8 protein-coding genes and 1 pseudogene are annotated in these 12,784 nt (G+C 59.7%); 3 read left to right on the forward strand and 6 right to left on the reverse strand.

Annotated features, from left to right (window positions below):
* Positions 1–37: 37 nt before the first annotated feature.
* Both EPO09_RS16690 and EPO09_RS16695 read right to left on the reverse strand, forming a co-directional pair.
* Complete coding sequence (locus EPO09_RS16690) at positions 38–1,087, reverse strand: cellulose binding domain-containing protein (protein WP_290644641.1); 1,050 nt, start codon at positions 1,085–1,087, stop codon at positions 38–40.
* A gap of 78 nt (positions 1,088–1,165) precedes the next feature.
* On the reverse strand, positions 1,166–2,200 hold the full coding sequence (locus EPO09_RS16695; RefSeq protein ID WP_290644643.1) for a cellulose binding domain-containing protein: 1,035 nt from the start codon (positions 2,198–2,200) through the stop codon (positions 1,166–1,168).
* 486 nt (positions 2,201–2,686) lie between these two features.
* On the opposite strand from EPO09_RS16695, the gene metK reads away from it, so the two are divergent.
* Both metK and EPO09_RS16705 read left to right on the forward strand, forming a co-directional pair.
* Positions 2,687–3,874 carry a methionine adenosyltransferase gene (metK, locus tag EPO09_RS16700; RefSeq protein ID WP_290644645.1) on the forward strand — a complete coding sequence of 396 codons (1,188 nt, stop codon included), beginning with the start codon at positions 2,687–2,689 and terminating at the stop codon, positions 3,872–3,874.
* Between the two features lie 88 nt (positions 3,875–3,962).
* The gene (locus EPO09_RS16705; RefSeq protein WP_290644647.1) at positions 3,963–4,592 is read left to right on the forward strand and encodes a DUF2238 domain-containing protein; all 630 of its coding nucleotides are present in this window, start codon (positions 3,963–3,965) and stop codon (positions 4,590–4,592) included.
* Positions 4,593–4,626: 34 nt separating this feature from the next.
* Here EPO09_RS16705 and EPO09_RS16710 read toward each other — a convergent pair whose 3' ends face one another.
* On the reverse strand, positions 4,627–6,555 hold the full coding sequence (locus tag EPO09_RS16710; protein WP_290644650.1) for a hypothetical protein: 1,929 nt from the start codon (positions 6,553–6,555) through the stop codon (positions 4,627–4,629).
* A 305-nt stretch (positions 6,556–6,860) separates the two neighbouring features.
* On the opposite strand from EPO09_RS16710, the gene EPO09_RS16715 reads away from it, so the two are divergent.
* Complete coding sequence (locus EPO09_RS16715) at positions 6,861–8,099, forward strand: HD-GYP domain-containing protein (protein WP_290644652.1); 1,239 nt, start codon at positions 6,861–6,863, stop codon at positions 8,097–8,099.
* Between the two features lie 14 nt (positions 8,100–8,113).
* Here EPO09_RS16715 and EPO09_RS16720 read toward each other — a convergent pair whose 3' ends face one another.
* The 3 genes and pseudogenes from EPO09_RS16720 to EPO09_RS16730 form a co-directional block, all read right to left on the reverse strand.
* Complete coding sequence (locus EPO09_RS16720; RefSeq protein ID WP_290644654.1) at positions 8,114–10,258, reverse strand: carboxypeptidase-like regulatory domain-containing protein; 2,145 nt, start codon at positions 10,256–10,258, stop codon at positions 8,114–8,116.
* A gap of 155 nt (positions 10,259–10,413) precedes the next feature.
* Positions 10,414–12,375 carry a hypothetical protein gene (locus tag EPO09_RS16725; protein ID WP_290644656.1) on the reverse strand — a complete coding sequence of 654 codons (1,962 nt, stop codon included), beginning with the start codon at positions 12,373–12,375 and terminating at the stop codon, positions 10,414–10,416.
* A 77-nt stretch (positions 12,376–12,452) separates the two neighbouring features.
* Positions 12,453–12,784 (reverse strand): annotated as a pseudogene (locus EPO09_RS16730) (peptide chain release factor 3); the annotation flags it as partial.

Raw genomic sequence — 12,784 nt, forward strand, 5'->3', positions numbered from 1 at the left:
ATTCTGCCCCATGCCATCGTTCAGTTCCGCGCAGGACTTACTGCGCTGACACCGTGCACGATTGGCCGGCCATGGAGCCAGTGATGTCGTGCAGAACGGGGGCCGTCTGTTTCAACGAAATGGTCCGGAAGGTCGCCGTTGTGGACGCACCTGCAGCCAGCGTGGTGTTGGACGCCACGGGCTGGGCCGTATAGGCCTTGTACGCCTTTTGTGTGAGCGTGGTGTTCTTCACGTTGGTTGTCAGCGTGGGCGTGTCGTACGTCCAGTTGACGCTCCAGCCTGTAGCTGGGTTGCTGGAGAGGTTCTGAACGGTGATCTGGTTGTCGTAGACAGGTGTCTTGCGCACTTGCGTGGTCTTGACGGACACATGGCAGGCGACGACAGGTGCCGAGACCGTCACGCTGGTGTCAATCGTGCCGGCATCCGTCACAGCACTCAGTGCCGCAATACCCATTTCAGTCAAGTTCAAGGACTTGGCGATCAGATCACGGGCGGTGGCCGTGAAGTTCAGTCCGCTCATTTGCACATTGGTCACGGTGTTGCCGCTTTGTGGTGGCGCAATGACCGTGCTGCCCAGGTAGGTGGTTGCGTCCCAGAGCGGCACATTGGTTTGGGTGCCGACACCATTGCCGCCCGTGATCGTGGCGTAGACCTTCTTGCTGGCCAGATCCACCTTGAGGTTTGACAGGCTCACGAACCCGTCGCCCAGGCTGGCGATGCTGGGCAAGGTGATCGTGATGCTGAGGCCACCCAGACCTGATGAAGCCTGAAGCTGTGAGGTGCTCGTGTCGATGTCAAACGAGCTCAAGGGCGATTTGCTGGCAATGCTTGTGAAGCTGACCACGTTGGTGGCGGCATTCACCCTGGTTGTGACGGTTACTTCCGCTGGCTCAACATTGCCAATTGTTGATTTGCGCACGACGTTGGCAAAGCCCAGCATGAGATTGCTGGCGGAGTAAGTCTGTGAACCAGTCAGCACAGCACCGTTATAGGCACCACCCGTTGGTACGGATGTGATGGCGGCATGCGAGGCGCCCACCATCATGAAGGCAGTAGCGGCGATCAGGCTTTTGAATGTGACTTTCATGAATTTTCTCTCTGATGTTTGTATGAATGAGGAGGAGCCTGGCCAGTATTGGCCAGGGCTCTTTCGTTCAATGAGGCGTTACGGTGCGACCACAACCGGGCAGGCCTGACCACCCAGGGTTGCCGACAGATCGCTGATGGCGGGGATCACGCTGCTGGCGTAGCCACGGAAGCTGAACGTCGTCGAGCCGCCGGCCGGGATCATCGTGTTGGTCGACAGGGGCTGCGCGGTGTAGTTCTGCAGGTACTTGTTGGTCAGCTTCGCATTTTTGACGTTGATCAACAGCGTGGGCTTGCCATAGCGCCAGTTCACGTTCCAGCCTGTCGCAGGATTGCTGCTGGCATTGGCCACCGTGACCTCTGTGTTGAACAGCGGTGTGGAGGTGTTGATGACCGTGTTCTTGAAGGTGACGGAGCAGGTTGCGGCCGGGGTGGCTGTCACGGTGGTGGAGACCGATCCAAAGTCCGCAATGGACCGCAAGGCGCTCTTGCCGATATTGCCCAGAGCCAGGGCAGTCGTGATCGTGTTGAAGCCGTCAGTGGTCAATTGCAGGCCCGACACCTTGAATGTGGTGATGGCCGTTGTGTTGAGCATTGAAGGGATCACAGTGGTGCTGCCTTCAACCGTGTTGAAGTTCCACAAGGCGAAGTTGGTCAATGTGCCCACACCATTGGCGCCCGTCACGGTGGCCAGCACCCGCTTGGTGGCCAGATCGACCTGCAGATCCGAGATGGTGATCGAGCCACCAGTGGTCAGGCCACGTCTGGCGGGGAATGTCCAGGTCATGCCACCTGCGGAATAGGCGGCCAGGGTTGCCTGGGTGGCATCATCCAGTGCGAGGGCCGACAAGGGGGCCGTGGCGCTCACGTTCTCATGCGTGACGCCGTCCGGCTTGTCCACCGTCACGACGGCGGCGCCTGCTGCCGTGATGGTCGGCTGAAAGATGTCCAGGATACCCAGTGCATCTGCGCTGAGCGACAGTGTTTCATTGCCGGACAGCTTGTAGCCCTTGTAGATCGTGGTGCCAGCGGTCACATTGACTGTGGCGGCAAATGCGGAACCTGCTGCGATGAATGCGGCGGCCGCAACGAGGCTCTTGAAAGCGACTTTCATGTGTTCTCCCTGAAAAATCGATCCTTTTGGATGTCATGGCAAGCCGAAAGAGGCGATCGAGTGTTCCTCTGATCGGCTTGCAAATGGCCTTCAGCCCAGGACCGTTCGAGCGGCCTGTGGCAGAAGGTATTTCGTTATACCTCGCTGCACGAATAACGACTTTTGCAAGCTGTAAGCGTCGCCATATGGCTAGCCGGGATTGACATGGCGGCCAACTCAGGCGTACACGCCGCCGCCCTTGAGGGCGCATATGGTTAGCGAGGTCGCCGTTCAACACCCGGGAATATCCGGTTCTTTTCCGAGGACTCTTGGTCGCTTTCATCGCGTCGAATCCACTACACTGCATGCATCGCCGAGTTAACAGGACAACTTGCGGGGCGATTCACAAATGCCGCTAAAGCGTTCGCCGCTGCGAAGAGAACCCAAAAGGATCACTCACCAGCCCCGGCGACGCCGAGGTCTAGGGTCTTTTTTGGAGCACACATCGTGGCAAACGATTTTCTTTTTACTTCTGAATCCGTATCGGAAGGTCACCCCGACAAGGTGGCTGACCAGATCTCCGATGCCATCCTTGACGCCATCCTGGCGCAGGATCCCGTCTCCCGCGTCGCCGCTGAAACCCTGACCAACACAGGTCTGGTCGTTCTCGCGGGCGAAATCACGACGCAAGCCAACGTGGACTACATCCAGGTGGCGCGCGACACCATCAAGCGCATCGGCTACGACAACACCGAGTACGGCATCGACTACAAGGGTTGCGCCGTGCTGGTCGCGTACGACAAGCAGTCCAACGACATCGCCCAGGGCGTGGACCGCGCCTCCGACGACTACCTCAACATCGGTGCTGGCGACCAGGGCCTGATGTTCGGCTATGCCTGCGATGAAACGCCCGAGCTGATGCCCGCGCCGATCTACTACGCCCACCGTCTGGTGGAGCGTCAGGCTCAGCTGCGCAAGGACGGCCGCCTGCCTTTCCTGCGCCCTGACGCCAAGAGCCAGGTCACGATGCGCTATGTGGACGGCAAGCCCCACAGCATCGACACCGTCGTGCTGTCGACCCAGCACAGCCCCGACCAGTCGGAAAACGCCACGACCATGAAGGCCTCGTTCACCGAAGCCATCATTGAAGAGATCATCAAGCCCGTCCTGCCCAAGGAATGGCTGAAGGAAACCCGTTTCCTGATCAACCCGACCGGTCGTTTCGTGATCGGTGGCCCACAAGGCGACTGCGGTCTGACCGGCCGCAAGATCATCGTGGACACCTACGGCGGCGCCTGCCCTCACGGCGGTGGCGCCTTCTCTGGCAAGGATCCCACGAAGGTGGACCGCTCGGCCGCCTACGCTGCCCGCTACGTCGCCAAGAACGTGGTGGCAGCCGGCCTGGCCAAGCAGTGCCAGGTGCAGGTGGCCTACGCCATCGGCGTGGCCAAGCCCATGAACATCACGGTCTACACAGAAGGCACGGGCGTCATCCCTGACGACAAGCTGTCTGCACTGGTGGCCGAGCACTTCGACCTGCGTCCCAAGGGCATCATCCAGATGCTGGACCTGCTGCGCCCGATCTATCAAAAGACGGCTGCCTACGGTCACTTCGGTCGCGAAGAGCCAGAGTTCACCTGGGAGCGTACGGACAAGGCTGCCATCCTGCGCGAAGCCGCTGGCCTCAAGGGCTGATCTTCTCAGTCACGGTCGTTCCATACGGCCGGCTGAATCCAAAGGCGTATCCTCACCGGGTACGCCTTTTTTCTTGGCCTGAAAGAACATGATCCACACCACCTCCAAGGGCGCGCTGGCCTGGCTGGCCGCCATCGGTATCGGGCTGATCTGGTCTTACGTTGGTGCGTTTGACCCAGGCGTCTGGTTGATGGAGGTGTTCCCGGTTTTCATCGCCGTGCCTTTGCTGGCCTGGACGCGCCCGACCTTCCGCCTGACCACATTGGTCTACGTGCTCATCCTGATCCACGCCCTCATCCTGATGGTCGGTGGGCACTACACCTATGCGCGCGTGCCGCTGGGCTTCTGGATGCAGGAGGCGTTTCACTTCACCCGCAACCACTACGACCGCATCGGGCACCTGGCGCAAGGTTTCATCCCGGCCATGGTCGCGCGCGAGATCCTGCTGCGCAAGACGCCGCTGCCGCGCGGTGGCTGGTTGTTCTTCATCGTCTCGTGCATCTGCCTGGCCATCAGCGCCATGTACGAGTTCATCGAGTGGGGCGCGGCCGTGAGCCTGGGCCAGGGTGCCGACGAGTTCCTGGCCACCCAGGGTGACCCGTTCGATACCCAGGCCGACATGCTCATGGCCTGGATCGGCTCGATGCTGGCGCAGGTGCTGCTGGCGCGCTGGCATGACCTGCAATTGGCGCGTTTCCAAGAAAAAGCGGCCAGTTAATAATACTGGCCGCCCTGGATGCATGAGAAGCGAATCAGCAGCCGGGCCCGGGCACGAGGACGTTGGTGCAAGTGTTACCGGTAACGCCGCTTCTTACCCAATTGCTGTAGGTCTCGATGCCTTTGGCAAGGGTACTCAGCGTGTTATACGTGACTTTGATCCCCAGCCATGTATCTTCGTATTGGTCAAAGGTACTGAGACCCGCACCGTATGGATTGGGGCTCGCGGAGATGTTGTTGAAACTGATGATCGATCCGTTGAAGTTCTTGCTCGTGTCGTAGTTTTTGCCATCATCACTTGACAACATCGGATTGGCCTGCACGCCCTTGTAGTTAAACGCGCCATTCGGAGTTGATGGCGAGTTTGTCAAGGAAATCGTGTTGTAGGTTACGCCCAGTGCGGTGGCTTTACGGATGGCGGGAATAGCCAACGCGATGAATTTCCGATCGTTGTAGGGTGTATTGGTTGTCGGCGTGATGTCCGTGGTAAAGAATCCATATGCACGGCTGATCTTATTGTTCGATACAGACAGAGACGCCAAATGCGAGGACATATTCTCTGGCACACGTGTGTAGGATTGTCCTGCTACCGGGGAGTTGTTGTACCAGAAATCACCTCCGGTGAATGAAGTCATTCTGGTGTTGCTGAAAGTATTGTTGTTGACAACCAGTTGTCGTGTGATACTTTCGAAGTTGCTGGCCCAGCGAGCTTTTGCCTGAGCAGGTGTTTCCGTGTAAATACGATTGTTGCTCGCGTCCAGATAGTACTTTTGTCCAAATTCACCAAAAGCACGCGTGTCTCCGGGGAACATTTCAACGCCACTGATATACATGTTGGCAATCGTGTTGCCGTCAATGGTTGTTTTGTCTATGCCAGAGGTGAAATTGGAGTCGCCCAGGTAGCCGATGCGGATGCCGTAGTCAAAGCCACAGAATGTATTGCCCTTGGCTGTGGCGTTGACAGCCGTGAACTCCATGCCCCAGCGTTCATAGGATGCTGCTGGAATCGCAGTGGCTTGGCAGCTGGCCAGATCTTTGCCTTGATAAATGATTGTGTTATTGGTGACACTGACAGTGTTCCCGCTGGCAACCGAGATACCCAGCACGCCATCCACTTGGCCTGCACGCCATGAGGTAAATGAATTCTTGTCCAGCGTGATGTTGCTGTTATAGAACGAGATGGCCGGGGTCATGGCCAGCCCTTCCTGAAGTTCGATCGCGCTTCTCAGCAGGCCAGTGCCAGTATTGCTGCTGATGTTGGCATTGCGCAGGCCTTGAATATGCACACCCTCGTCTACATTGGTAAATGTGTTTCCCGTGATGGCGACAGTATCAGCAAGATACGCCAAGATGGCTGTATTCAAATAAGGCGCATCTTGACCGGCAGTGACTGAAAAACTGCTGTTGGTCACGGTCCAGTTTTTCGCTCCCACAGTATTGGAGTATGGCAGGAGTCGAAGAATATAGTTCGCACCCGAAAGGTTGATATTTGTTGTCTTTGAGTTCAGGAACTTGACGTTGTTTACCGTCGAGTTTGCGGTCCCGTCCGTTGCGGCCACGAGCGTCACGTCGCGACCATCCAGGATCAAATTGTTCAGTTTCAAGTCGTGATTGCCTTGACCATAGATCATGAAATCTGTGGTGTTGCTGGACGGGGCTGTCCATTTCAACGTGGCCAGACTTGTTGCACTGGGGGATTGCAACGTGACGCAGTTCTTCCCTACCGGGATATTGATCTGGCCGGAAATGTTGAATGTGCCAGCGAGATTGATGACTGTTGTGGCTGTGCTCGATGCATTGGCGATCGCATTGTTGATCGCGACATGCGTCAAGGGAGCCGCTGACGTCGATGTCAGCGAAACCGTATTGACAGTGGTGGGGCATGCAGCGTGCGCAAGTGATGCAGTCATCAGGCAGGCCAAGGCCGCGGAAATAGCCAGTGGCGACAAACGATGCGTTGTCATGAGAAGTCCCTTTTTATGATTGCAATCGACCATTCGAGTGCATTTCATATGCAGTCTACATGCAAATGTATTGCTATGTAATGGTCGCCGTGTTGCTCTGATGATTCGTTCCAGGTTCATTGAGTGAGATGGGGCCGAGTTGGCACTCGTCGCACATGAACATGGCCTGTTGTTCGTGTGATCGGATGTGGCGCATGACAACAAAGTCGCAACACCCGCTTATTTGATGGACCGAGTTGTGCTCAGCCGACCTAGGATTCCCCTGTGTACCTGTCTCATCTGATTTGGCGTATCCATTCACGATCATGCTCAGGAAGATCCCGATCCAACAACTGCGAATAGGCATGTTTGTCCACGAGGTTTGCGGCTCGTGGCTGGATCACCCGTTCTGGCGCGCGTCGTTTGTGGTCAGGGATGCCCGTCAGCTCAAACAGCTGGCGGTGGTCAAGGAAGTGATCATTGACACCAGCAAGGGCCTGGATGTGGATTCACCCAGCGTGCCCATGGACCTCATGGATGACGTTGAGGTGCCTCATGCGACCCCCGCCGTTGAGGTCATGGATCTGCCCGAGGACGAAGCGCCACTGGCCATGAGCGTGAGCTTCCAGCAGGAGCTGGTGCGCGCCTCACGCATCGTGGAGCAATCGCGCGGTGCGATGAAGTCCATGTTCAACGACGCCCGCCTGGGCAAGGCCGTTGACACCGAACATTGCCTGCCTCTGGTGGACGACATCACCCAGTCGGTGTCACGCAACCCGGGCGCCATCGTCAGCCTGGCGCGTTTGAAGACCAGCGACGATTACACCTATATGCATTCCGTGGCCGTGTGCGCCTTGATGGTGTCTCTGGCCAAGCACCTGCACCTCAATGAGGCCGATACGCGTGAGGCTGGCCTGGCTGGTCTGGTGCATGACCTGGGCAAGGCCTTGATGCCGCTGGAGGTGCTCAACAAGCCGGGCGCCTTGACGCCGGCCGAGTTCGCCATCATGAAGGGGCACCCTGAAGCCGGGCACCGCATGCTGGTTGAGGGCAATGGTGTGGGGCCGATTCCGCTGGATGTCTGCCTGCACCATCACGAGAAGGTCAATGGCAAGGGCTATCCGCATGGCCTGCAAGGTGACGAGATCAGCTTGTTTGCCAAGATGGGCGCCGTCTGCGACGTGTATGACGCCATTACCTCCAACCGGCCCTACAAGGCGGGATGGGATCCGGCCGAGTCCATCCAGAAGATGGCGCAGTGGGCCAAGGATGGCCACTTTGACGAGCGCATCTTCCAGGCCTTCGTCAAGAGCATCGGCATCTACCCGACGGGTTCGCTGGTCAAGCTCAAGTCCGGGCGTCTGGGTGTGGTGGTGGAGCAGGGTGGCAAATCCTTGCTCAGCCCGATGGTGCGGGTGTTTTTCTCGACCAAGGCCAATGAGCCTATTCCACCTCAGTTGATCGATCTGGGCGATGGCAGCACCACCGACCAGATCGTCTCTCGCGAATCACCCTCGACCTGGGGCTTCAAGAACATTGATCAGTTCTGGATGCCGCAGGCCTGAGGCTCAGGCTGTTGTCAGAACGCTGGCACGGTGCCAATGATCTCCACGCGAGGCAGGCGGTTGGTCGAGTCAAAGTACATGCGGGCGATGGTCTTGCCGCCTGATTGCAGCTTGAGTTCGTCCGTGAGCAAGATGGGCGTCGACATCTGGCCCGTGAGCACGTAGTCCACCTTGTCAATGGTGAAGCTCAGGTTCTGGTAGCTGGCGTTGCTCGACTGGTTGTCGGTGTTCACGCTGGAGACCATGCTGCCGCCCGTGTACGTCAGCGTGTGGTTGCCGTCAACGGTCACGTGGGTTACGGTGGCGCCTGCTTGTGGTGCCCATGCGTTGGCGACGAGGTTACCGTTGAAAGTCTGGGAGGACTTGAACACCCCGCTGGATTGCAGCTTCGTGTTGGCGTCGCCAAGGTTGGTCAGGACGGCCGTGTCCGTGAAGTTGCCGTTCGAGCCATAGAACACAGACGCCGCGATCGAGCCAGACAGTACGCCATTGGTGCTACTGAATTGTGTGCCGTCAACGGGCGTGCAGCTGCTGAACGTGGCATTCAATTGATGCGTAGCGTCTGGTGTGATGGGCTCGCCACCGACAACCTTGCGGCCGTCCAGCGTCAGCGTGCTGATTTGCCCGCTGCTGCAGACTTGGGCTGGTGCGAGCATCTGCCCCAAGTCAATGTCCACGGTGGCGCTGGCTGCAGCGCTCAGATTCAGGGGTTCCATGACCGCATCCAACAGCGCATAGAAAGCGGCTTGTTGTGCCTGCGCCGTGGCCGATGTCAGCGTCAGGACCAGCGTATTGCTGGTGGTGCTGCCACCTTGGTTCGTTGCCACGACGGTGTACTTGGCGCCTGCGTCGGCGGCAGTCAACTGGGCGATCTGCAGCATGGGCCAGGTCTGGCCGGGTAGTGCCGCGCCATCGCGGAACCATTGGTAGCGAACCAGGCCAGCACCTTGTGCGCCGGCCAGCAGCATCCCGGGTTGACCTTCCACCAGCATGCCTGCAGCCATTGGTTGCAGCAGGAAGACGGGTTTGACCGGGAGGGCATTCGCATTCAAGATCAGGCAGTTGGCCAGCTTGGTGTCCGTGGCCGAGGCTTCCAGTGTCAGCGGCGATGTGCTGATCTCACTGCTGCTGGCCGTCAGTGTGGCGCGACCATTGCGTTTGAGCATGATGTCGAACTGGCCGTTGGCATCGACGGATGCGAAAGCCGCACCGCTGTAGTCCAGGCCATCGGTGATCACGCTGATTGGTTGCGTGGGGATGGAGTTGTCGGCATTGCGCACGCAACCTGTGACGTGCACGGACTGTTCGATGGGCTTGTCGGCGTTCCAGGTGCTGAAGTGGCTGACGGTGCCTTCGTAATAGTCGCCCAGCTTGGCGTCATGCTTGAGCGTGGCGCTGCCTTCTTGCACCCACAGGCCCGTGCTTTCCTTGAAGTAGTACAGCGGAATGGTTGCGGGGACAGTCAGCGAACGGGTCTTGACCGGGATGCGGATGGTGGCGGTCTTGCCTGCGGCCAGTTGCAGTGGCTTGCCACTTGCTGCATCTGTCAGGTGAACCTGGATGGCGCCGAAACTTTCGATCGATTGACCATTGTCAGCTTTGTAGCTGCCGGGCATGGCACTGGTCTGGCTGGCGGGGTCGATCTGCGCGATCGAGATATTGACTTGCCCTGTGGTGGCGGCGCCGGTGGCGGCATCCACCACACTGTCGGCGGTCAAGGTGACTTGGGCCGTGGAGTTGGGAACCGTCACGCTGCCGCCCGTGCTGACGTTCAAGGCCTGGTTCACCGCCACCTTGTTCAAGCTGATAACGACATGGGCGTTGGGGTTGCTGGCGCTGATCTCGATATGTGCCTGGCCATCGCCGTAACCTGACAACGAAGCCTTGACGTCCAGGCTGTTGCCGGTCTTTTGGGTCAGGTCAAAGTGGCCTTGTGCGTCTGATGTCTGAACGGTGTCGCCAGACGTGATCGTGACACCGGACAGGGGCTGTCCTGTGGTGGCGTCATACACAACACCTTGCGCATGGGCGATGTTGGACGGTTGTGCGCTTGGGTCGTTGGCCGCCGTGTCTGAGCTGCCGCCACCGCCGCAGGCTTGCAGAACCAAAGTGGCGGCCAAGGTCAGGCCCCAGCCAAAGGGGGCTTTTTTGAATGTCATCGCAGATCCCTGAAGTTTTTTATTAAGCACTGGCGCTATTGAGCGCGGGCGGCAGTGTAGCGCTCCAGCGATGTGGCCATGTAACCAATCCTGACAGTGCTTTTGTCTGGCGGGACGTGAGCCTCATGCGGCATGCGCAATGGGAAGTGGCCTGCTCACTGCGCCGCTGGTTTGGCCTGCAACGACCAGCTTTCAATGGTGTATCTGCCACGTCCAGCATGCAGCCATTCGATCTGCCCGATGCCGGCCCAGTAGGCATCGCCCGCGCGCGATGGCATGGTCAGCGGCCATGTCAGGCGATAACGCTGCCCGCCCAGAGCTTCGAGCTTGTCGCGCGTGACGACCAGTTCCTCGTTGAGTTCAGGCGCCCATTCGTGCTGGCGGCGCAAGGTGAACAAGATCGGAGCGTCATCGCTGAGGTCTTCAAGGCGGATGTGGGCCTCCAACAGGTAAGGGCCCGGCGCCAGGCTGATGCTGTCGAGTGTGTACAGGCCGTCTGTGCGGCGCAGGCGAGGGGCCTGGGCCACCACGCCTGCCGGTGTGTCGGGGCCGATGTGCAAGCCGCCTTGCTGTGCGCTCAGCGGCAAGGGCGTCCGGGTGCGCCGGGCAAACAGATCCGTGCGGGTCAGCACAGGCCGCCAGGCCGGATCTTGCAGAAGGTCAAAGCGGCTGGCGATGACGATGGGCGAACCAGGTACGGCGAAGCGGTAGCGCAAGCCTTGGCGATCCGCCAGTGCCCAGCATCGGCTGTCAAAACCACCGGGATCAAACCAGATCAGGGTGTCGATGGATTGCTGGTCGATGTAGGGCACTTCCGCACGTTGAGCAGCTGCGAAGTTGCGTGGGCGCAAGGCGATGACGCCATTGTCCAGCCGCAGTTGGCCCAGCTTGGCCGAATGCTGCGTCAGCACGCTCATGAAGCCTTCATCGGCCTGGATGGTGGGCAGCGGGTTGTTCAGCTGCTGCATGATCTGCCATGGGTAGACCATGTATTGCCCGTTGACGCGGCCAAACAAGGTGGAGATGAGCAAGGCGCCCATCCACCACACGGCGCGTCTGGCCTGGGCTTGTGAGGGCGCCCCATGCACCCGCAAGGCCACGATGGGCCAGGCCAGGGACGTGATGGCCGGGAAGGCGTAGTACCAGGACAGGGAGCCCATCACCTCTTCTTTGGCCACGAATTGCAGCGCCAGCCATGGCAGGTAGGCCAGACAACCCCACAAGATCAAGGCGCGACGCTCGGCCATGGCCCAGGCTGCGCAGATCAGGATCGGCAGCCACAGATAGCTGCGCTCGTGGAGCAGATTCGTCCAGCGCACTTGCAGCAACTCGGCGCTGAGGTGGGCCAGTGGCGGCTGTCCCAGATAGTTGCGCACCAGCATGCCGTTGTCGCCCCAGCCCAGCTTCTGGATCAACAGGCACAGGATGGCGCCAGCCAGACTCAGCCAACCCAGTCTGCCGATGTGGGATGTGAGCGCCACGTGGGCCTGATCGGTGCGGACGAAGCGTTGCCAGGCCCAGGCCGGCAGCAGCAGCGCGGCCATGTGCAAGCCGGCATCCTCACGCACGAGGATGGTCAAGGCGAGCAAGAGCAGGGCGGCTGTCGCGCGCCCTTGTGTGGCCAGCGCCAACACCCCCACGGTCAGTGCCGGGATCAGCATCTCGTAGTGGGGCATTTGCAGCGCCATCATGGCGTTGCCGTTGAGCGCAAACAGGCAGGCCAGCGCGGCACCGATGCCACGGGCGGCCGGAAGGCCGCTCAGGCGCATCAGGGGGGCGATGAGCGCATGGAAGCTCAGTGCCAGCAGCCCGTGCATCAGGCCGTACCAGAGGGCGTACCAGGCCGCCGGTGGCAGCGGCGTCAGGTAGCTGAGCGCACTGGGCAGGTAGAAGACCGGGCTGAAGTGTGTGTGGAAGAACGAGGACCCTTGCGCGAAGGCCACGGATGGTGGATCCGACATCGCCAGATCGCCGTGGTGTGCCAGACCGGCAAACCACAGCGAATCGCGCATGCCGCCCAGCACGTAGAAGTGGCGCAGCACGTACAGGCTGGTCAACGCCCAGATCAGGCCGAACGCGAGCAGGCCCCATCTGCGGTCCACACGGTCTGTGCTCATGCCATGCCTCCCAGCACACACAAGAGAATCAGCGGCACCCACGATGGCCGGGGTGCGCTTGTCAGGTTCCAGGCGACTTACTGCGTCGACAAGCTCAAGCCCGCATGTTCGCGCAGCGGATGGAAGTGCACCAGGGGGTGGCGCTCGGCCGTCAGGCGCAAGTCATACGCCGAGGTCATCATGTAGGCCAGGGTGTCGGCGGCATCGAGCGCCAGCTTGGAGGCGTTCTCGTCGCAGAACTTCTTCATCGCTTCGGGCGTGTCAGCCGTGATCCAGCGTGCGCCCACGAAGCGGCAAGGCATCAGGCGGATGTCGACACCGTATTCGGCCTTCAGGCGGTGCTGCACCACTTCGAACTGCAGCTGACCGACGGCGCCCAGCAGCATCGAGCCGCCGGATTCAGGACGGA

It is taken from the genome of Aquabacterium sp. (genome assembly GCF_004297345.1).
Taxonomy (GTDB): domain Bacteria; phylum Pseudomonadota; class Gammaproteobacteria; order Burkholderiales; family Burkholderiaceae_C; genus Aquabacterium.

Bases quoted from the DNA above. Each gene is read 5' to 3' on its own strand.
- EPO09_RS16690 (WP_290644641.1), bottom strand. From the start codon at position 1,087: ATGAAAGTCACATTCAAAAGCCTGATCGCCGCTACTGCCTTCATGATG.
- EPO09_RS16695 (WP_290644643.1), bottom strand. From the start codon at position 2,200: ATGAAAGTCGCTTTCAAGAGCCTCGTTGCGGCCGCCGCATTCATCGCA.
- EPO09_RS16705 (WP_290644647.1), top strand. From the start codon at position 3,963: ATGATCCACACCACCTCCAAGGGCGCGCTGGCCTGGCTGGCCGCCATC.
- EPO09_RS16710 (WP_290644650.1), bottom strand. From the start codon at position 6,555: ATGACAACGCATCGTTTGTCGCCACTGGCTATTTCCGCGGCCTTGGCC.
- EPO09_RS16715 (WP_290644652.1), top strand. From the start codon at position 6,861: ATGCTCAGGAAGATCCCGATCCAACAACTGCGAATAGGCATGTTTGTC.
- EPO09_RS16720 (WP_290644654.1), bottom strand. From the start codon at position 10,258: ATGACATTCAAAAAAGCCCCCTTTGGCTGGGGCCTGACCTTGGCCGCC.
- EPO09_RS16725 (WP_290644656.1), bottom strand. From the start codon at position 12,375: ATGAGCACAGACCGTGTGGACCGCAGATGGGGCCTGCTCGCGTTCGGC.